The sequence below is a fragment of the Inquilinus sp. NPDC058860 genome, assembly GCF_042743185.1.
Taxonomy (GTDB): Bacteria; Pseudomonadota; Alphaproteobacteria; order DSM-16000; family Inquilinaceae; genus Inquilinus.
In genome coordinates this window covers 106306-124379 of record NZ_JBHYMS010000015.1, presented here as the reverse complement: position 1 = coordinate 124379, position 18074 = coordinate 106306, and the positions used below count along the sequence as shown (strand labels likewise).

16 protein-coding genes are annotated in these 18074 nt (G+C 70.9%); 9 read left to right on the top strand and 7 right to left on the bottom strand.

The genetic code is table 11. The features are described from left to right. Positions 1 to 19: 19 nt before the first annotated feature. Positions 20 to 1054 carry an ABC transporter ATP-binding protein gene (locus tag ACFW16_RS13170; protein ID WP_380305551.1) on the bottom strand — a complete coding sequence of 345 codons (1035 nt, stop codon included), beginning with the start codon at positions 1052 to 1054 and terminating at the stop codon, positions 20 to 22. Positions 1055 to 1228: 174 nt separating this feature from the next. Between ACFW16_RS13170 and ACFW16_RS13165 the strand changes: the two genes are divergently transcribed. Further along, positions 1229 to 1900, top strand: a complete 672-nt coding sequence (locus ACFW16_RS13165) for a carbonic anhydrase (RefSeq protein WP_380305549.1) — start codon at positions 1229 to 1231, stop codon at positions 1898 to 1900. Positions 1901 to 1985: 85 nt separating this feature from the next. Here the strand turns inward: ACFW16_RS13165 and ACFW16_RS13160 are convergent, their stop codons facing one another. Then, positions 1986 to 3290 (bottom strand): aminotransferase class I/II-fold pyridoxal phosphate-dependent enzyme, encoded by a 1305-nt coding sequence (locus ACFW16_RS13160; protein ID WP_380305547.1) that lies wholly within the window; start codon positions 3288 to 3290, stop codon positions 1986 to 1988. Between the two features lie 224 nt (positions 3291 to 3514). Here ACFW16_RS13160 and ACFW16_RS13155 point away from each other — a divergent pair, with 224 nt between their 5' ends. Genes ACFW16_RS13155 through ACFW16_RS13145 form a run of 3 tightly spaced genes read left to right on the top strand, consistent with a single transcriptional unit; the run spans position 3515 to position 5977 of the window. Next, positions 3515 to 4048 (top strand): RNA polymerase sigma factor, encoded by a 534-nt coding sequence (locus ACFW16_RS13155; protein ID WP_380305545.1) that lies wholly within the window; start codon positions 3515 to 3517, stop codon positions 4046 to 4048. Then, positions 4017 to 4661, top strand: coding sequence for an anti-sigma factor family protein (locus ACFW16_RS13150; RefSeq protein WP_380305543.1), 645 nt, complete (start codon positions 4017 to 4019; stop codon positions 4659 to 4661). The genes ACFW16_RS13155 and ACFW16_RS13150 overlap by 32 nt, the downstream gene beginning before the upstream one ends. Next, positions 4658 to 5977 carry a S8 family serine peptidase gene (locus ACFW16_RS13145; RefSeq protein ID WP_380305541.1) on the top strand — a complete coding sequence of 440 codons (1320 nt, stop codon included), beginning with the start codon at positions 4658 to 4660 and terminating at the stop codon, positions 5975 to 5977. The genes ACFW16_RS13150 and ACFW16_RS13145 overlap by 4 nt, the downstream gene beginning before the upstream one ends. Before the next feature lie 63 nt (positions 5978 to 6040). Here the strand turns inward: ACFW16_RS13145 and ACFW16_RS13140 are convergent, their stop codons facing one another. After that, complete coding sequence (locus ACFW16_RS13140) at positions 6041 to 7165, bottom strand: 2OG-Fe(II) oxygenase (RefSeq protein ID WP_380305539.1); 1125 nt, start codon at positions 7163 to 7165, stop codon at positions 6041 to 6043. A 189-nt stretch (positions 7166 to 7354) separates the two neighbouring features. Between ACFW16_RS13140 and ACFW16_RS13135 the strand changes: the two genes are divergently transcribed. Continuing rightward, positions 7355 to 8884, top strand: a complete 1530-nt coding sequence (locus tag ACFW16_RS13135; RefSeq protein ID WP_380305537.1) for a trimethylamine methyltransferase family protein — start codon at positions 7355 to 7357, stop codon at positions 8882 to 8884. 510 nt (positions 8885 to 9394) lie between these two features. Here ACFW16_RS13135 and mbfA read toward each other — a convergent pair. Then, a complete protein-coding gene (gene mbfA, locus ACFW16_RS13130) occupies positions 9395 to 10351 on the bottom strand; it encodes an iron exporter MbfA (RefSeq protein WP_380305535.1) in 957 nt (318 codons plus the stop codon). Between the two features lie 208 nt (positions 10352 to 10559). Between mbfA and bmt the strand changes: the two genes are divergently transcribed. Then, positions 10560 to 11576: a betaine--homocysteine S-methyltransferase gene (gene bmt / locus ACFW16_RS13125; RefSeq protein WP_380305533.1), complete on the top strand. Its 1017-nt coding sequence runs from the start codon at positions 10560 to 10562 to the stop codon at positions 11574 to 11576. Between the two features lie 3 nt (positions 11577 to 11579). Here the strand turns inward: bmt and ACFW16_RS13120 are convergent, their stop codons facing one another. Further along, positions 11580 to 12236 carry a GntR family transcriptional regulator gene (locus ACFW16_RS13120; RefSeq protein WP_380305531.1) on the bottom strand — a complete coding sequence of 219 codons (657 nt, stop codon included), beginning with the start codon at positions 12234 to 12236 and terminating at the stop codon, positions 11580 to 11582. Positions 12237 to 12355: 119 nt separating this feature from the next. Between ACFW16_RS13120 and ACFW16_RS13115 the strand changes: the two genes are divergently transcribed. Together ACFW16_RS13115 and bioB are read left to right on the top strand one after the other, a co-directional pair. Next, positions 12356 to 12907: a biotin transporter BioY gene (locus ACFW16_RS13115; protein WP_380305529.1), complete on the top strand. Its 552-nt coding sequence runs from the start codon at positions 12356 to 12358 to the stop codon at positions 12905 to 12907. Further along, positions 12904 to 13899 (top strand): biotin synthase BioB, encoded by a 996-nt coding sequence (bioB, locus tag ACFW16_RS13110; protein ID WP_380305527.1) that lies wholly within the window; start codon positions 12904 to 12906, stop codon positions 13897 to 13899. Before ACFW16_RS13115 ends, bioB begins: the two co-directional genes overlap by 4 nt. Before the next feature lie 3 nt (positions 13900 to 13902). Here bioB and ACFW16_RS13105 read toward each other — a convergent pair whose 3' ends face one another. Beyond that, positions 13903 to 14943, bottom strand: coding sequence for an isochorismatase (locus ACFW16_RS13105; RefSeq protein WP_380305525.1), 1041 nt, complete (start codon positions 14941 to 14943; stop codon positions 13903 to 13905). 208 nt (positions 14944 to 15151) lie between these two features. On the opposite strand from ACFW16_RS13105, the gene ACFW16_RS13100 reads away from it, so the two are divergent. Next, positions 15152 to 16729, top strand: coding sequence for a calcium-binding protein (locus tag ACFW16_RS13100; RefSeq protein WP_380305523.1), 1578 nt, complete (start codon positions 15152 to 15154; stop codon positions 16727 to 16729). 43 nt (positions 16730 to 16772) lie between these two features. Here the strand turns inward: ACFW16_RS13100 and ACFW16_RS13095 are convergent, their stop codons facing one another. Further along, the gene (locus tag ACFW16_RS13095; protein WP_380305521.1) at positions 16773 to 17843 is read right to left on the bottom strand and encodes an alpha/beta fold hydrolase; all 1071 of its coding nucleotides are present in this window, start codon (positions 17841 to 17843) and stop codon (positions 16773 to 16775) included. Positions 17844 to 18074: the final 231 nt, after the last annotated feature.

The following is an 18074-nucleotide window of genomic DNA, read 5'->3' as shown; positions in this document are numbered from 1 at the left end:
TACGTCGTGGCATTCGGTCTCACTCCGCGGCGAACACCAGCACCCCGGCGGGATCGACGGCCACGGCGACCGGTTCGCCCGGCTTCGCCTCGATCCGGCCGGTGGTGCGCAGGCGGAGGAGATCCGGAATGCCCTCCGCCCGGATCGTCAGCTGCTCGATCTCGCCCAGGAACGAGCAGCCGACGATGCGCCCCGGCAGGCCTTCTCCCGGCCGCGCCAGGGCCAGGGCCTGCGGCCGGATGCAGGCCACGGCGGCACTGCCCTCGGCCAGTCCGGGCCGGGCCGGAAAGGCGCCGAGCGGCGTCTCGATCCGGCCGTCGCGGACGGTGCCGACGATCCGGTTGAGCGAGCACAGGAACTCGGCGGCGTAGAGCGAGTTGGGGTGGTCGTAGATCTCGTAGCCGGTGCCGACCTGGACGACACGGCCCTTCTGCATCAGCACCACGCGGTCGCCGGCCGACAGCGCCTCCTCGGGGTCATGGGTCACCATGATCGCCGTCGTGCCGAGGGCCCTGAGTGTGGCGATGGTCTCCTCCCGCACCTGCTCCCGCAGGCCGCGGTCGAGGTTGGAGAAGGGCTCGTCCATCAGCAGGATGATCGGCTTCGGCGCCAGCGCCCGCGCCAAGGCCACGCGCTGCTGCTCGCCGCCCGACAGGGTATGCGGATAGCGGCCCGCCAGCGCCGCGATGCCGATGCGGTCGATCACCTCCGCCGCCCGGGTGCGTGCCGCTTCGCGCGGCAGCCGCTTCAGGCCGAAGGCCACGTTCTCCTCGACCGTCAGATGCGGGAATAGCGCGTAGTCCTGGAACATGAAGCCGATGTTGCGGTCCTCGGGCTCGACGAATCCGCCCGGGCCCGCGATCTCCGCGCCGTCCAGCAGGATCCGGCCGCTGTCGGGGGCATCGACCCCGGCGACGATGCGCAGCAGCGAGGACTTGCCGCAGCCGGACCGGCCGACCAGGCAGACGATCTCCCCATGCGCGATCGACAGCGACACGTCGTCCAACGCCCGGACGGTCCCGAAGCTCCTGCAGATGCGCTCCAGCGTCAGCATTCGGTCCGCACTGTCGATCCTGCCCCATGGTCTCCACCCTCCTTAGAACAGACCCGGAGCCGATCCAACCGCGATCCCATTTGGCGCGGTCCGTATTGGCGCGGGCGTCGTCGTTTGCTATTGCCACGCTTCTGCCGCATTCCTTGTCGCGGCGAGGTGGATGTGAGAACGGCCATGTTTCCCGAACGGCTTACCGAGGGCTATCGCGCCTTTCTCAGCGGCCGGTTCGCCGCCGAGCGCAATCGCTACGAAATGCTGGCTGAGGCCGGGCAGAAGCCCGAGATCATGGTCATCGGCTGTGTCGATTCGCGGGTGTCGCCGGAGGTCATCTTCGATGCGGCGCCGGGCGAGCTTCTAGTGGTGCGCAACGTGGCCAACCTGGTGCCGCCCTACGAGCCCGACCGGGAGACCCAGCACGGCACCAGCGCCGCGCTGGAATTCGGCGTGCAGGCGCTGCGGGTGAAGCACATCGTGGTGCTGGGCCATGCCCATTGCGGCGGCATCCGCGCCTTCGCCGACGAGCAGGAGCCGCTGTCGCCCGGCGACTTCATCGGCCGCTGGATGTCGCAGATCGCCCCCGCGGCGGAGAGTCTCGGCCCCCGCAAGCCGGAGGATGGCGACGACTATCTGCGCCGGCTGGAGTTCGCCTCGGTCGAGCTGAGCCTGCAGAACCTGATGACCTTCCCCTGCGTCTCGATCCTGGTCGGGCGCGGCAAGCTGCAGCTGCACGGCGCCTATTTCGGCGTCGCCTCGGGCCGGCTGCTGGTGCGCGACCCGGACACCGGCGAATTCGAGCCGGTGACAGCGGAGGGCCGCGGCGGGCTCGCGGCCATCCGCTGCCCCTGATCCCCTACCAGGCCATGGCGGCCCGCTGGCTCAGCCAGACGCTGGCCACGACCGGGGCGAATCCGCCCAGCTGAAACCCGGTCGGTCAGTGGCCGCCGCCGGCCTCGCGCTCGGCCAGGATCGCCTCGCTGGTCGCCACCAGCACCGACAGCGCCACGCCCTCCGCCATCAGGCCGACAGTCTCGATCGACGGGAAGGTCGGGGCGATGCGGATGTTGCGGTCGTCCGGGTCGCGGCCATAGGGGAAGGTCGCGCCGGCCGGCACCATCGCCACCCCGGCCTCCTGCGCCAGGGCCACGGTCCGGCGGGCGGAGCCGCGGCGGACGTCCAGGCTGATGAAGTAGCCGCCCTCCGGCTCGGTCCAGCGGGCGACGCCGGATTCGCCGAGATGCTCCGCGAACACCGCCTGCACGCGCTGGAACTTCGGCGCGATGATCTGCCGGTGCCGTTCCATCAGCGCGGCGATGCCGGCATCGTCCCGCAGCAGCCGGACATGGCGCAGCTGGTTCAGCTTGTCGGGGCCGATCGATTGCCGCGACAGGTGCGTGCGCGCCCAGTCCAGGTTGGCGGTGGACGCGGCGAACAGCGCCAGGCCGCTGCCGGCGAAGGTGATCTTCGAGGTCGAGCCGAAGACGAAGGGGCGGTTGGCGTTTCCGTGCCGGGCGCAGGCCTCCAGGATGTTCGCCAGCGCGTGCGGCCGCTCGGTCAGGTGGTGCACCGCGTAGGCGTTGTCCCAGAACAGACGGAAGTCCGGGGCCGCGCTGCGCATCGCCGCCAGCCGCTCCACGGTCTCGGGCGAATAGGTCTCGGCGGTCGGGTTGCTGTATTTCGGCACGCACCACATGCCCTTGATCGACGGGTCCTCGGCCACCAGCCGCTCGACCACGTCCATGTCCGGCCCGTGCCCGGTCAGCGGCACCGGGATCATGCGGATGCCGAAGCTCTCGCAGATGGCGAAGTGCCGGTCATAGCCCGGCGCCGGGCACAGGAAGGTGATAGGGGCACGGGCGCTCCACGACGCCTCGCTCTCGGGCAATCCGTGCAGCAGGGCGAAGACGATCAGGTCGTGCATCAGCCGCAGGCTGGAATTCCCGCCGATCAGCACCTGCTCTGCCGGGGAGCCCAGCATCGGCGCGAACAGCGCCCGCGCCTCCGGCAGGCCGCGCATGTCGCCGGGATAGTTGCGACCGTCGACGCCCTCCGCCGACCGGAATCCGTCCGCCCCGGGCAGGGACAGCAGCGCGTTCGACAGATCCAGCTGCTCCGGCGACGGATTGCCCCGGCTGCTGTCCAGCTTCAGCCCGCGGGCACGGAAGGCGGCATGCCGATCCCCCGCCTGCCGCCGGAAGGCGCGGAGGTCGTCCGTCATCATGGTGTCGAGGCGCTGCATGGCCGTCTCCGAGGCGCGGGTCGTGGCGGAACGATGCGGAGGCTAACGGCGACTCGGGCGGCGAGGCCAGAGGGGAGCCATGCGGGAACATCGTCCCTGACCTGCCGGTTGCGTGTCACGGGCATGGCCGTCCGTCGAACGAGATGCCGTTCGGCCGCCGAATTGCCCTCGGGGAATAGGGGCCGGTCTCGGCCGTTGTCCCGGTAGCGGGAAGGGAAAACAGCGTGGGGGACGAGGTGCGGTCCAACCTCGCGGCCCACCTGCCGCGGCTTCGGCGCTTCGCCTGGGGCCTGGCGGGGTCGCGGGACGAGGGCGATGACCTGGTGCAGGCCGCCTGCGAGAAGGCACTGGCCCGTTCGCACCAGTTCACGCCGGGCTCGCGGCTGGACAGCTGGCTGTTCCGGATCGTCCAGACCACCTGGGTCGACCGGCTTCGCCAGCGCCGGACGCGGCGCACGGAGGCGGATGACGAGGCGCTGGCGGCGGTGGCGGACGGGCGCGGCCACGCCGGCGAGGCCAGGCTGGCGCTGGGCACGGTGGAACGGGCCATCGCCGCGTTGCCGGAAGAGCAGCGCAGCGTGCTGTTGCTGGTCTCGATCGACGGGGCCTCCTACCGCGAGGCGGCGGAGATCCTGGACATCCCGATCGGCACGGTGATGAGCCGCCTGGCGCGGGCGAGGTTGGCGCTGGGGCGGGCGCTGGACGGGCAGGAACAGGGGAAAGACGATGGCGGACGACCGGTCCAGATCCTGGGATGACGCGCTGATCGTCGCCTATCTCGACGGCGAGCTGCCGGTCGAGGAGGCGGCGCGGGTCGAGGCGATCCTGCGCGAGGACGCCTCGGCGGCCGAGGCCGCGCGGCTGATGCGATCGGGCGGGCAGGCCGCCCGCGGCGCCTATGCCGAGGCGATGGCGGCCCCGCTGCCGCCCGCGCTCGCCGCACTGACCCGGCCGGGCGCCCCCCGATCCGGGCCGTTCTTCGATCTGGCGCGATGGCTCGGCCTGTCCGGCTGGCGCGGGCCGGCCTTCGTCGCCCTGGCTGCGGCCGTTGCCTTCGGCCTCGGTCTCGCCATGCCGCGCGACGGCGAGACGGGCGTCGTCCGGACTGCCGCCGGTCCGGCCTCCGATACGGCCGGCGAAGCCGCGGCGGCGGCGTTGCTGGAAGCGCTGGAGACCGGGGGTGACGGCAGCACGGTGACGGCCGAGGGCCGGCAGATCCGCATCATCGGGCCGGTGGATCCGGGCTTCGCCGGGCGCTGCCGTGCCTTTCGCATCCTGTCCCCGGCGGTGGAGGAGGGCATTGCGTGCCGCGGTCCCGACGGCGCCTGGTCGGTCCTGACCCTGCCGGCCGCGACCGGCGGCGACCGATGATCCGCGCCGCCGCCCTGGTTGCCGTGGCCCTGCTGGCGATGGAACTGCCGCGCCTCCTGGTCCCGGATCTTGGCCCGGCCTTCGACTGGTCGGCGCAGGCGGATGACGACGGCGGCGACGATGGCGGTGGGGATGACGACGGCGGCGCGGATGATGATCGCGACGGCGACCGCGACGACGACCGCGACGATGCCGATGATCGCGACGACGCGGCCGGGGGCCGCCCGCCGGCGTCGCGGCCGTCCCGCCAGGGCGGCGGCCATGACATCGTCGCCGACGAGATCGTGGTGGTCGAGGATGCGGCCCGGTCGCATCTGGCCGAGTTGCGGCGGATCGGCTTCCGGCCGATCGACGAACGGCCGCTGCGGCAGCTCGACCTGCTGCTGATCCGCCTGCGCATCCCGGGCGGGATGACGCCGGCGACGGCCCGGTCCGTGTTGCAGCGGCGCTTTCCCGACCTGCTGCTGGATCTGCACCACCTGTACCGGCCGTCCGGCACCGCGACGCTGCCGCCGCTCGACTTCGCCCGGTCGTTGATCGGCTGGCACGACGACCTGGCCCTCTGCAGCGACGGGGTCGCGGTCGGCATGATCGACACCGGCCTGTCGCCGGCCCTGCGCCGGGGGCTTGGGCGCCGGCTGGTGTCGGTCAACTTCTCGTCCTCCGGGGCCGAGAATCATGCCCACGGCGACGCCGTCGCCGCGCTGATCGTCGGTGGGACTCCGGCGCTCCTGCCGCGGTCGCGGCTGTATGCCGCCGATGCCTTCGAGCCCGGCGATGCCGAAGGCGATGTGGCCAGCGTCGTCGCCGTGGCCCTCGCCCTCGACTGGATGGTGGCGCAGCGCGTCAGGGTGGTCGCGCTCAGCTTCGCCGGCCGCGAGAACGCAATCCTGGCCGAGGCCATCCGCCGGTCGTCCCGGGCGGGGCTGGTGCTGGTGGCGGCGGCCGGCAATGACGGCCCCGGCGCACCGCCAGCCTATCCGGCGGCCCTGCCGGAGGTGGTGGCGGTGACCGCCGTCGACCATCACGGGGCCGTCTATGCCGCGGCCAACCGTGGTCCCTATGTTGATGTCGCGGCGCCCGGCGTGCGGGTGCCGGTGACCGATTCGTCCGGCACGGCCCGCCTCGTCACCGGCACGTCCTTCGCGGTCCCCTTCGTGGTCGCGGCCGTGGCCGCCGATCCGCAGCCGGAGGGCGGCGAGGCGGCGGTGCTGCGCCGGCTGGCAACCGAGGCCCGGGATCTCGGCGCGCCGGGACGCGATCCGGTCTACGGCGTCGGGCTGGTGCAGGCCCCGCGGGGGTGCTCGAACGGATAGACGCTCGAGCTGTGGGCATCCGGGAGCGGATCGGCCGCGATGCGGCCGATCCCGTCCAGTGCCTCAGCCCGCGGCTTTCGCCTCCTTGCCCAGCAGGTTGCGCTCGAGCTGGCTGCGCAGATCCTCGTCGGCGAAGTAGGACAGGTTCTGCTCGCGGACCTTGGCGCCCTCCTCGTCATACAGAAAGGGCAGGGTGCAGTAGCGCGTGCCCTTGGTCACCGGCAGCGCCTCGTGCAGCAGCGAGCAGGAGAACACCACCGCCCCGCCGGTCGGCGCCTTGTAGCTGTGGCGGTCGTATTCAGGGAAGCGCAGCTCGCCGCCCTCGAACTCCTCGGCGTTCAGGTTGATGGTGACGGCGAAGCGGCGATGCGCCGTGCCCTTGGTGGTGTTGTCGCGATGGGCGCGGAAATAGCCGCCCTCGCCGGAATCGTAGCAGGCGACGATGTAGCGCTCGATCCGGGTGGCGTTGAACTGGAACGCCTTCTTGATCTCGGGCACCAAGCGCCGCTCGATCCGGGCCTTCATGCCGAGGCGCAGCGGTTCGTCCTCGATCGTCGCGTCCTTGCGCTTCTTGTGCGCGTGGTCGACCGCGGCGGCGGTGCGGCCGTCCGGCAGGGTCTGCATGAAGCCGCTCTCCTCGCCGCCGACCTTGTTGTAGTAGTCGATCAAGGCGCGGCAGAACTCCGGCTCGAACAGATACGGCACCACCAGCACCGGCGCGCCCGGCGTGGCCGTGCCCAGCCGGGTCAGCGGCGGCAGCCGGCTGACGAACTCCATCAGGATCCTGGCGTGCTCGGCCCCGTCCTCGATCGGGAAGCGGGCCAGCACGCGCAGATTGGGCGACAGCACATAGCTGACCTTGCGCTGGTCGGCGCCATAGGTGGTGCTGATCTTGCGGTCGAAATCGTAGAAGTGGCGCAGCCCGGGGACGCGGGTCGGCAGCCGTCCGGCCTGGGCGTCGTTCTTGTCCTGGCTGACGCCGAAGAACGCGGCGTGGCCGTCGTTGAACGGCCCGACCTCGGCCGCGATCGCCGACAGGAGCCGCGCTGACTGCGCATCGCCGGCCGAACCGAAGAAGCTGAGGACGACGTAGCGCCCGGCCACGGTGTCGAAACGGAAATCCGGCCGCTGCGGCGTCGGAACCACGAAGAGCGGCACGGGATCGCCGGGCTCCAGCAGACGGGGCATACAATCCTCCACGGAAATACGATCCAGTTGAGAGTAGCTCGCATATTACAGCAGGAATATGGCTGCCGTCGTGCCCCATGTCACATGTCGCGCTGACGTCGCTGCATGGCGAATCCGGGCGGCGTGCCCTGACGCCGGCCGTGCCAGGGTTGAACGCCGGGAGTCGCCCGAGTTCGAGACGAGGTCAGGATGAGCCGCAGCCGCACCACGCCCCGCCGACGCCGTGACGGCGCGGGTGGTCTCCACCAGCTTCCCTGGCAGCTGGTGAAGAACCCGATGCCGCCGGTCGAGGTGCTGCGTCCGGACCAGATCGAGCGGATCCACGACGCGTCGCTGACCATCCTGGAAGAGATCGGGATGGATTTCCTGCACGACGAGGCGATCGAGATCCTGGGCCGCGCCGGGGCCGAGACCACGCCGGGCAGCCGCCGCGTGCGATTCGACCGCGGCCTGGTGCTGGAGGCGGTGGGGAAGGCCCCCTCCGCCTACACCTTCCATGCCCGCAACCCGGAACGGGACGTCCGGATCGGCGGCCGCTCCATCGTCTTCGCTTCGGTCGGCTCGGCCCCCAACGTCTCGGATATCGAGGGCGGACGCCGGGTCGGCAACTACCGCGACTACTGCAACCTGCTGCGGCTCGGCCAGGCGCTGAACGCGATGCATATCTTCGGCGGCTATCCGGTCGAGCCGGTGGATCTGCATCCCTCGACCCGCCACCTCGACGCGCTGCGCGCCTTCGTCACCCTGTCGGACAAGCCGTTCCACGCCTATGCGCTGGGTCGGGTGCGGATGCGCGACGGCATCGAGATCGCCCGCATCGCCCGGGGGGTGAGCCGCGAGCAGCTGCAGTGCGAGCCCAGCCTGTTCACCGTGGTCAACACCTCGTCGCCGCTGCGCCTGGACGGGCCGATGATCGAAGGCCTGGTCGAGATGGCGAAGGCGGGGCAGATCGTCACCGTCACGCCCTTCACCCTGGCGGGCGCCATGGCCCCGGCGACGCTGGCGGGCGCACTGGCGCAGCAGAACGCCGAAGCACTGGCGACCATCGCGCTGATCCAGCTGGTCAGGCCGGGCGCGCCGGTGATGTATGGCGGCTTCACCTCCAATGTCGACATGAAGTCCGGGGCGCCGGCCTTCGGCACGCCGGAATACGCCAAGGCGGCGCTGGCCGGCGGCCAGCTCGCGCGGCGCTACGGCCTGCCTTACCGGTCCTCCAACACCAACGCCTCGAACGCGGTCGACGCCCAGGCGACCTATGAGAGCATGGTGTCGCTGTGGGCGGCGGTGCAGGGCCACGCCAATATGGTGATGCACAGCCTCGGCTGGCTCGAAGGCGGGCTGCGCGCCAGCTTCGAGAAGATGATCGTCGATGCCGAGCTGGTGCAGACGATGACGGAGTTCCTGCGGCCGATCGTGGTCGACGACGATACGCTCGGCCTCGACGCCATCCGCGAGGTCGGGCCGGGCGGCCACTTCTTCGGCTGCCGGCACACGCTGGCGCGCTACGAGACCGCCTTCTACGCGCCGCTGCTGTCCGACTGGCGCAACTTCGAGAGCTGGCAGGAGGTCGGGGCGCCGGACGCCACCCAGCGGGCGCACCAGCTGTACAAGCGCATCCTCGCCGAATACGAGCCGCCGCCGCTCGACCCGGCCATCGCCGAGGAGCTCGACGCCTTCGTGGCGAAGCGCAAGGAGGAGGGCGGCGTGCCGAGCGACTGAGAGACCGCCTGCAAACGCGCCGGTGCGGCCGCCTGACGGCGGTTTCTCCGCTTCCGGTGCTCACGGACCAATGTCCGCTGCGCGCCGGGTCTCGAAACCACCGCCATTCGACTCGCGCCAGCGCGTTTCCAGACGGTCTCTGTGTGCTCAGATATAACCCCTTGCTGTCATTGCCGGGCTTGACCCGGCAATCCAGAAGCTGTCGACATCCGCTGGATGCCGGATCAAGTCCGGGCATGACAGAAGACGAGCCACTCGACCGACGTCATCGGCATCAGCGGTGACAGGGAGGCGCTGGGATCTCCTCTTTCGTACCCCAGCTCTTCAGCCATTTCTCGACCTCGCCGTGAGTGAGGTGGAGTCCTGTATCCTGATAATCCTGCCAAGCAGCAAGGGCCTCCGCGCGAAATTCCGCTCTCGCTTTCTCTCGTGCCGTCTGCATGACGTGACTGCCGTTCCCGTGCGCTGTCGTCAGCCTATTATAATCTCCCGTCGCACGCCGCATTGTCGTTACGCGCTCCCGATCAATATCCCCGTCAGGAACACCAGCAGCCCGCCGACCACGACCTGGAAGGTCGAGGACAACAGCGGCGTATCCATGAAGCGGTGGCGGATCCAGGAGATCGCCGCCAGCTCCACCGCCACGACCGCGATGGCGATGCCGGTGGCGACGCGGAAATCCGGGATCAGGTAGGGCAGGGTGTGGCCGAGGCCGCCGAGCGCGGTCATGCCGCCGCAGACCAGCCCGCGCAGCCACGGCCGGCCGCGGCCGGTCAGGCTGCCGTCGTCCGACAGCGCCTCGGCGAAGCCCATGCTGATGCCGGCGCCGATCGAGGCGGCGAGGCCGACCAGGAAGGTATCGAAGCTGTCATGGGTGGCGAAGGCCGCGGCGAACAGCGGGGCGAGGGTGGAGACCGACCCGTCCATCAGCCCGGCCAGGCCCGGCTGCACGATCTGCAGCACGAACAGCCGGCGCTCGTCCTCGCCCTCGCGCACCTGCACCTTGCCCGGAACGTGCTTCGCCTCCAACTGCTCGGCGACATGCTCGTGCCGACGCTCCTCCGCCGCCAGGTCGCCCAGCAGCTGGCGGATCGAGGCATCGGTGGCGCGGCCGGCGGCGCGCTCGTAGAAGCGCCGGGTCTCCGCCTCCATCGCCTCGGCCTGCTTGCGCACGGTGTCCAGCGACAGCGGCCGGGACAGCCACACCGGCCGGCGGCGGATGAAGCCGCGGACGACATGCCGGTTGATCAGCGGAATGTGGTCGCCGAAGCGCGCCTTGTAGACATCGAGCAGGCGATGGCGATGCCCGTCCTCCTCGCGCCCCATGCCGCGGAACACAGCGGCTGAGGCGGGGAAGTCGGCGGCCAGGCCCTCGGCGAAATCGCCATAGATCCGGGCGTCCTCCTCCTCCAGCGCGATCGCCAGCGCCAGCAGCTCCCGTTCCGTCAGCTCGGAAAAGTCCTTCATCGCCGTCTCCGCTTCGCTCGCCTTTTGCTTCTCATCCGAGCGCCGGGCGAAGGCAACGACGAACGACTCGCAGTGCGGCGAGGCCGGGCGAACCCGCGTCGCAGGCGGGATATAAATTCATAACGATGTCCTTATATTTAGATGGAGTTCGCATCAGCCCGGCGGTACCGTCGCTCTGCGCCCGCCGCGGTTTCAGGAAGGTCCGGCCATGTCCAGCACCCGTTTCCACGATCTTCTCGCCGCCAGGCCGATCCTGTTCGCCGATGGCGGCATGGGCACCGGCCTGTTCGCCCAGGGGCTGGAGACCGGGGACAGCCCGGAGCTGTGGAACATCGAGCGGCCGGAGCGGGTGCAGGCCGTGCATCGCGGCTTCGCCGAGGCCGGCTCCGACATCATCCTGACCAACACCTTCGGCGGCAATGCGCGGCGGCTGGCGCTGCACAGCGCCCAGGGCCGGGTGCGCGAGCTGAACGTCGCCGGCGCCCGCATCGCCCGCGCGGTGGCCGAGGAGTTCGACCGCCCGGTCATCGTCGCCGGCTCGATGGGCCCGACCGGCGACATCTTCCAGCCGGTCGGCGCGCTGAGCTACGAGGAGGGCGTCGCCGCCTTCGCCGAGCAGGCCGAGGCGCTGGCCGAGGGTGGCGTCGACGTGCTGTGGATCGAGACCATCTCGGCGGCCGAGGAGATCCAGGCGGCGATCGAGGGCGCGTCGCGCACCGGCCTGCCGATCGTCTCGACCATGACCTTCGACACCAACGGCCGCACCATGATGGGGCTGACGCCGGAGGCGGCGATCACCCATGGCCGCAACTGCGCCTGCCGGCCTTCCGCGTTCGGCGCCAATTGCGGCATCGGCCCGGCCCAGCTGCTGGACAGCATCCTCGGCCTGGTGCGCGCCTCGGAGACTGGCGACATCATCGTCGCCAAGGGCAATTGCGGCATCCCGCAGTATCGCGAGGGCGCCATCGTCTATGACGGCACGCCGGAGATCATGGCCGACTACGCCGTGCTGGCGCGCGATGCCGGCGCCCGCATCATCGGCGGCTGCTGCGGCACGACGCCGGAGCATATCCGCGCCATGGTCGCGGCGGTGAACGGCAGCGCCCGCGGCCCGGTGCCGGATGTCGAGACGGTCGAGCGGCTGCTGGGCCCGATCAAGACCCAGTCCGGCCGCCCGGCCGAAGGCGGCGGCGAGCGCGAAGGCCGCCGGCGCCGCCGGGCCTGACCCTCAGCGGGTTGGCGCGTCGGCAGGAGCGCCGCCGACCCGTTCCAGCGTCTGGATATGCCGGCCCAGCAGGGCGGCCGCCTGATCGACGGCGCCGCGCCGCAGTGCGTCCAGGATCTGCCGGTGGTCCTGGTTCGAGCGCGGCTGCCAGCCGGCCGACCGGGTCGCGGCGAAGGTGAAGCGTGAATTGGCCAGTTGCAGCTCCGCCAGCATCGCCAGCAGGCGCGGCATGCGGCAGGCCGCCACCAGTTCGCGGTGGAAGCTGCGGTTGGCCGCCTCCCATTCGGTGAAGGACTGCGCCCGGTCGCCGGCCGCGACGGCCTCATCGATCCGCTCGATCTGCAGCGGCGTCAGCCGGCGGGCGGCATGGCGCAGCGCCAGCACCTCCAGCGCCGCCCGGATCTCCACCACCTCGCGCATCGACCGTTCGTCCAACGGCGCCACGCGCATGCCGCGCCGCGGCTGGCTGACCGCCAACCCCTGGGCCTGCAGGCGCTGGAAGGCCTCGCGGACGGGCACATGGCTCGATCCGAACTCGTGGGCGATGTGGTCCTGGCGCAGCGGCGCATCCGGCGCCAGCTCGCCGGTCACGATCCGCTCGGCCAGGACATCGGCGATCCGGTCGGCGACGGTCTGCTGGGACGTATCAGTCTTCGGCATTTATAGATTATCTACTGAGTAAACCGATGCGTTTGGCGGATTGCGCCTCTAGACTCGATTGAGTCGCAACAATCATAGATCAATCAATGAGATTATCTATGATTTTGAGGAGCCAAGTCATGCATTCTCCCGTCGAGGCACCGCTGCCCGCCCTGGCCGGCTGGCGCGTCCCCGCGGCCATCATCGGCGGCAGCCTGCTGATGGCGCTCAGCGGCCAGATCCAGATCCCGTTCTGGCCGGTGCCGATGACCATGCAGGTCTGCGCCACCTTCCTCCTGGCCGGGCTGGCCGGCGGGCGGCTGGCGGCGGCGATGGTCGCAACGTTCCTGGCGGAGGCCGCGATCGGCCTGCCGGTCCTGGCCGGCGGCAGCGGCGGCGTGGCGCCGCTGGTCGGGCCGACCGGCGGCTATCTCGTCGGCTTCGTCGTCGCCGCCTTCCTGGCCGGCGAGTGGATCCGGCGTCGTCCCGGTGGGCTGGTCGCCACCGTCGTGCCGATGCTGGCCGGGCTGGGCGTGATCTATCTCCTCGGCTGCCTCTGGCTGGCGCAGTTCACCGGCTGGGCGGCCGTGATCCCCGCCGGCGTCGCGCCGTTCCTGCTCGGCGACGCGCTGAAGGTCCTGCTCGCCGCCGCGGTGACCGTCGCCCTGCGCCGTGTCCGGAGGGCTGCGTGACGGCGGCTGACGCCGGTTCCGCCAGGCCCGCCGTCCGGTTCGACTGGACGCGGGCCGAGGCCGAGGCGCTGTACGGCCTGCCGTTCCCGGAGCTGCTGCACCGGGCCCAGCTGGTCCATCGCGAGAGCTTCGATCCGGTGGCGGTCGAGACCGCCAGCCTGCTCAGCATCAAGACCGGCGGCTGCCCGGAGGATTGCGGCTACTGCTCGCAAAGCGCCCGCTACGACACCGGGGTCAAGGCCACGCGGCTGATGGAAACCGAAGCGGTCGTGGACCGCGCGGCCCGGGCCAGGGCCGCCGGGGCCGGGCGCTTCTGCATGGGCGCCGCCTGGCGCAGCCCGAAGGACCGCGACCTCGACCGGGTCTGCGAGATGGTGGCAGGGGTCAAGGCGCTCGGGATGTCGACCTGCGTCACCCTCGGCATGCTGACCCGGCCGCAGGCGGACCGGCTGAAGGCGGCGGGGCTCGACTACTACAGCCACAACGTCGACACCTCGCCCGAATTCTACGGCCGGATCATCACCACCCGCACGCTGCAGGATAGGCTGGAGACGCTGGGGCATGTGCGCGCCGCCGGCATCAAGGTCTGCTGCGGCGGCATCGTCGGCATGGGCGAGACGGTGGACGACCGGCTGGGCATGCTGCTGCTCCTGGCCGGCATGGATCCGCATCCGGAAAGCGTGCCGCTGAACCTGTGGAACAAGGTGGCGGGGACGCCGGTGATGGAGACGGCGGAAAAGCCCGACCCGATCGATTTCGTCCGGCTGGTCGCGGTGGCGCGGATCCTGCTGCCGCGCAGCGTGCTGCGCCTCTCCGCCGGCCGGCAATATATGAGCGACGAGCTGCAGGCGCTGTGCTTCGTCGCGGGCGCCAACTCGATCTTCCTCGGCGACGTGCTGCTGACCACGGCCAATCCGGGCGTGGATCGCGACGCCCGGCTGCTGGACAGGCTCGGGCTCCGGGCGGTTACCGGCGGGCTCGTGCCGGCCTGAGGCCTATCGCGGCCACTCCGCCATCGGCTGGCCGGACTCGACGATGTGGACGCCGAGCTCCGCCCAGCGGGCGAAGGCGTCGTCGGCCTGCGGTGTGAAGTCCAGCTCAGGGATCGGCCTGCCCGCGGCGTCCAGCCCGACCACCGCCGACATGCAGTCGCGCAGCACGCAGACCCGGCCCGGCAGAGCCGGGTCGAGCGCCCGCATCCGATCCAGCAGATCGTCGACCGACCAGCGCACGCAGTGGCTGGCGGCCTGGCCGGCGATCACGATCCGGTCGGCCCGCAGCAGCTTCAGCAGCGCCGCATCGTCCTGCGGCTTCACCAGCCGCCCGCCGTCCCAGCGGTCCGGCACCTCGGGCGCGAAGGCGGAATAGCTCTCGCTCCAGGGATCGTCGCCCTTGACGATGACCGGGGTCGGCGCGCCGCGCACAAGGGCATGGAACAGCCAGGCCTCCTGGATCAGCCCCGGCATCGCATGGCCTTCCGACCCGATCAGGCAGTGGTCGGGCCAGACGATCAGCGCGTTGCGGCCTTGCCGCGCCAGGCTGCGAACATAGTGCAGCAGCTGCCGCTCGACCCAACCCTCCGCCGCGACGTCGGAGGGCAGCAGGGCCAGCACGCCGGGGCTCGGCCGCAGGGCCCCGGCGGCCAGCATGTCCTCGGTGATCACGGTGAAGGGCTCGGGCGCGCGGCCGTCGGCGTCGATCCAGAACGACCGGTGGAAGATCTGCAGCGGCGTGTGGGTGTCGAAGGTCGGGACGATGCGGTCGATCGCGCCGAGGTTGCGGTGGATGAAGGCGGCGATCCGTGCCGTGTCCTCGACCGCGCCGCGCCCGGACCGGCCGCCGACATAGAGCGCGCCCTGCGGCAGGCAGAAATCGCGCTGCAGGTCGATCAGCAGCAGGTCCGTGCGCCGCTCTCCTGCCGCCTTGGCTTTGCCGCGCCAGCTCTCGGCCGCGGCGCGCAAGGCGTCGAGATCGGGCCGGTACGACCAGTCGCCGGCCCGGGCCGGATCGAAGAAGGGAGGAAGCGTCGCGTTCATGCCGGCCCCGCTGCGTGATGCCGGGACAGCCTAGTCGGCGGGGCAGGGCGCCGGAAGGGCGTCCGTCCATCCCCCAATCGTCGGGGATTGCTGTCCTAGTGCCCGGTTCACCACCCTGGACGGCAAATGCGGACGTCGAGATCGGCCCGGATGCGGCATGCCGACAGGGGCAGCCCGCGTCCCCAACCCTTCCGTTCAGGAGAATGTGATGGCGCATTTCGAAGGCGACGACAACGACAACCAGATCCCGCGGCCGGGCCAGAGCAATGCCGGCGACGACACGATGGACGGCAATGGCGGTGACGATCTTCTCGACGGCGGTGCCGGCAACGACTTTCTGGTCGGAGGAGCCGGCGGCGACACGCTGATCGGCGGGGCCGGCATCGACACGATCAGCTACTGGGATGCGGACGGCGCCGGCGTGGTGGTCAACCTGACCACGATGCAGGCCTCCGGCGCCGGGTCCGAGGCCGATGGCGATGTGATCTCCGGCTTCGAGAACATCGAGGGCTCGAACGCAGCCGACTCCCTGACCGGATCGGCCGTCGCCAACAAGATCGAAGGGGGAGGGGGCGACGACCGACTCTACGGCATGGACGGCAATGACACGATCTATGGCGACACCGGCAACGACGTGATCTACGGCGGTGCGGGCGACGACTACCTCGAGGATCTCGATCAGGACAATCAGCTCTACGGCGGCGACGGCAATGATCGGATCGTCACGGGGACCGGGAGCAACACGCTTGACGGTGGGGGCGGCAACGATGTGCTCGACGCCGATCCCGGCACCTTCAACGAGAATGCCGTCAACGTCCTGCGCGGCGGGGCCGGCGCGGACAGGATCATCGGCTCCTTCGCCGAGCACGACACCGCCACCTACTCCGAGGGCACCGTCGGCGTTTCGGTCAGTCTGACGACCGGCGCGGGGAGCGGCGGCAACGCCCAGGGCGATGTTCTGAGCGGCATCGAGCATCTCACCGGCTCCTCGGGCAGCGACCGGCTGACCGGGAACACCGAGGCCAACGCCCTGGCCGGCGGCAACGGCAACGACGTGCTCTCCGGCATGGACGGCGCGGACAGGCTCGACGGCGGCGCAGGCACCGACACGCTGCGGGGCGATTTCGGCACCGACACGCTCCTCGGCGGCACCGGCGCCGACAACCTCGACGGGGGCTTCAGCAACGACAGCCTGTTCGGCGGCGACGGCAACGACATCCTGCGCGGAGGCGCCGGTGCCGACCGACTGGAGGGCGGCCTCAACGTCGACACCGTCGCCTACAGCGAGAGCAATGTCGGGGTGACCGTCAACCTCGCCACGGGCAGAGGCAGCGGCGGCAACGCCCAGGGCGACGTCTATGCCGGCGTCGAGAACGCCAACGGCTCGACCGGGGCGGACACGATCATCGGCAATGCCGGCGGCAACGCCCTGCGCGGCATGGCCGGCGCGGACCGGCTGACCGGCGGCGGCGGGGCGGACCATTTTGTCTTCGGCGCGGCCGGCGAGTCGACCGTCACCGCCCGCGACACCATCACCGACTTCAGCCATGCCCAGGGCGACCGGATCAACCTGGCTCTGATCGACGCGAATACGACGGCGGCCGGCAACCAGGCGTTCAAGTTCATCGGCGTCCAGGCGTTCCACGGCGTGGCTGGAGAGCTGCGGGCGACCGTGGTCAACGGCGTCACCTATGTCGATGGCGACGTCAACGGCGACAAGGTGATCGACCTCCACATCGCCCTGACCAACCACCCGGCGCTGGTCGCCGGGGACTTCGTGCTCTGACAGCGACGGCAGGCCGGCGCCCGGACCGAACCCGGCGCCGGCCCTACATCTGCTTCCGGGGCACGCTTTCCAGGAAGCTGCGCAGCGCCTCCGCCCAGAACCTGGCCATGCCGGTGGTGCCGTGGCCGCGGGTCTCGGCGCCGGCCGGGATCAGGACCAGCCGGGCGGTCGGGACGCGCTTCAGCGCCTCCTCCATCACCCCGGTTTCCGGCGGGTTGCGCTCGTCGTCGGCGGAGTTGACGGCCAGGACCGGCGCCCGGATGCGGTCCAGACGCGGCGACGGGTCGTAGTCGCGCGACGACTCCCACTGGTACAGCAGGTCGTTGGCATCCGCCGGGAACGGCGCGGCGAGACGGTCGTCGACCAGCTTGTCCGCCGCCGCGCGGGTCGGCGCCAGCGCCTGATAGGCCAGCGTCCCGCCGCTGGTGCCGAAGCCGAAGAAGGCGTTGGCCAGCGCCAGCGACTTCGGCTGGGCCGTGTAGTCGCCGCCCTCCCAGCCTGGGTCGCTGCGGATCGCCTCGATCAGCATCCGGCGCATGATCCAGTTCCGGCCGGACATCGCGGCCGGCTGCGACGCCATCGGCACCAGCGCGTCCATGGCGTCGGGATGGGCCTCGCCCCACAGCCATGTCTGCATGCCGCCCATCGAGTTGCCCAGGACCAGGCGCAGATGGCGGATCTTCAGCCCCTCGGTCACCAGCCGGTACTGCGCCTCGACCATGTCGTCGTAGCCGTAGCGCGGGAACCGCATGCGCAGCCCGTCGGAGGGCCTGGACGATTTCCCGGCGCCGATCGCATCGGGCAGGATGATGAAGTACCGGCGGGCATCCAGCGGCTGGCCCGGGCCGAACAGCTCGCCGGCGAAGGCGGGCGTCAGCATCCCGGCGCCGGAGCCGGCGGTGCCGTGCAGGATCAGCACCGGCTCCCCGGTCGGCTCGCCGACCGTGGTGTAGTGCAGGCGCAGCTCGGGCAGCACCTCGCCGCTCCGGAAGCGGAAGTCGCGGGCGATCCAGTCGCCCTCGTGGGGCGCCGGATACTCCGCCGCCCCAGCCCAGGTCGCGGCCAGGGCCAACGCGGCCCCGACCGATGCGCGCACCCATCCCAGCCATCGCATGGCCGTTCCCTCCGTCGTCCTTGCCGCCGGTTCGCCGGCACCCGCGATCATGGCGGGGCGTCCGCCGCCGGGCCAGGGCCGGGTTTCGATTCTGCGCCCGCGGTGCGGGAAAGCCGTAACATGATGTTCCGATCGGGGCACATATCGGCATTACGCGGAATCCGGATCCGTCGATAGGGTCGATCGCCGAGACGGGCCGGTACAGGTCCGGAGCCAAGGAGGATCGCAGCC

What these genes read in the sequence shown, in the direction of transcription:
- ACFW16_RS13135 (WP_380305537.1), top strand. Translation starts at nt 7,355, where the DNA reads ATGAGCCGCAGCCGCACCACGCCCCGCCGACGCCGTGACGGCGCGGGT.
- ACFW16_RS13165 (WP_380305549.1), top strand. Translation starts at nt 1,229, where the DNA reads ATGTTTCCCGAACGGCTTACCGAGGGCTATCGCGCCTTTCTCAGCGGC.
- ACFW16_RS13100 (WP_380305523.1), top strand. Translation starts at nt 15,152, where the DNA reads ATGGCGCATTTCGAAGGCGACGACAACGACAACCAGATCCCGCGGCCG.
- ACFW16_RS13145 (WP_380305541.1), top strand. Translation starts at nt 4,658, where the DNA reads ATGATCCGCGCCGCCGCCCTGGTTGCCGTGGCCCTGCTGGCGATGGAA.
- ACFW16_RS13115 (WP_380305529.1), top strand. Translation starts at nt 12,356, where the DNA reads ATGCATTCTCCCGTCGAGGCACCGCTGCCCGCCCTGGCCGGCTGGCGC.
- mbfA (WP_380305535.1), bottom strand. Translation starts at nt 10,351, where the DNA reads ATGAAGGACTTTTCCGAGCTGACGGAACGGGAGCTGCTGGCGCTGGCG.
- ACFW16_RS13105 (WP_380305525.1), bottom strand. Translation starts at nt 14,943, where the DNA reads ATGAACGCGACGCTTCCTCCCTTCTTCGATCCGGCCCGGGCCGGCGAC.
- ACFW16_RS13160 (WP_380305547.1), bottom strand. Translation starts at nt 3,290, where the DNA reads ATGCAGCGCCTCGACACCATGATGACGGACGACCTCCGCGCCTTCCGG.
- bmt (WP_380305533.1), top strand. Translation starts at nt 10,560, where the DNA reads ATGTCCAGCACCCGTTTCCACGATCTTCTCGCCGCCAGGCCGATCCTG.
- ACFW16_RS13140 (WP_380305539.1), bottom strand. Translation starts at nt 7,165, where the DNA reads ATGCCCCGTCTGCTGGAGCCCGGCGATCCCGTGCCGCTCTTCGTGGTT.
- ACFW16_RS13170 (WP_380305551.1), bottom strand. Translation starts at nt 1,054, where the DNA reads ATGCTGACGCTGGAGCGCATCTGCAGGAGCTTCGGGACCGTCCGGGCG.
- ACFW16_RS13150 (WP_380305543.1), top strand. Translation starts at nt 4,017, where the DNA reads ATGGCGGACGACCGGTCCAGATCCTGGGATGACGCGCTGATCGTCGCC.
- ACFW16_RS13095 (WP_380305521.1), bottom strand. Translation starts at nt 17,843, where the DNA reads ATGCGATGGCTGGGATGGGTGCGCGCATCGGTCGGGGCCGCGTTGGCC.
- ACFW16_RS13120 (WP_380305531.1), bottom strand. Translation starts at nt 12,236, where the DNA reads ATGCCGAAGACTGATACGTCCCAGCAGACCGTCGCCGACCGGATCGCC.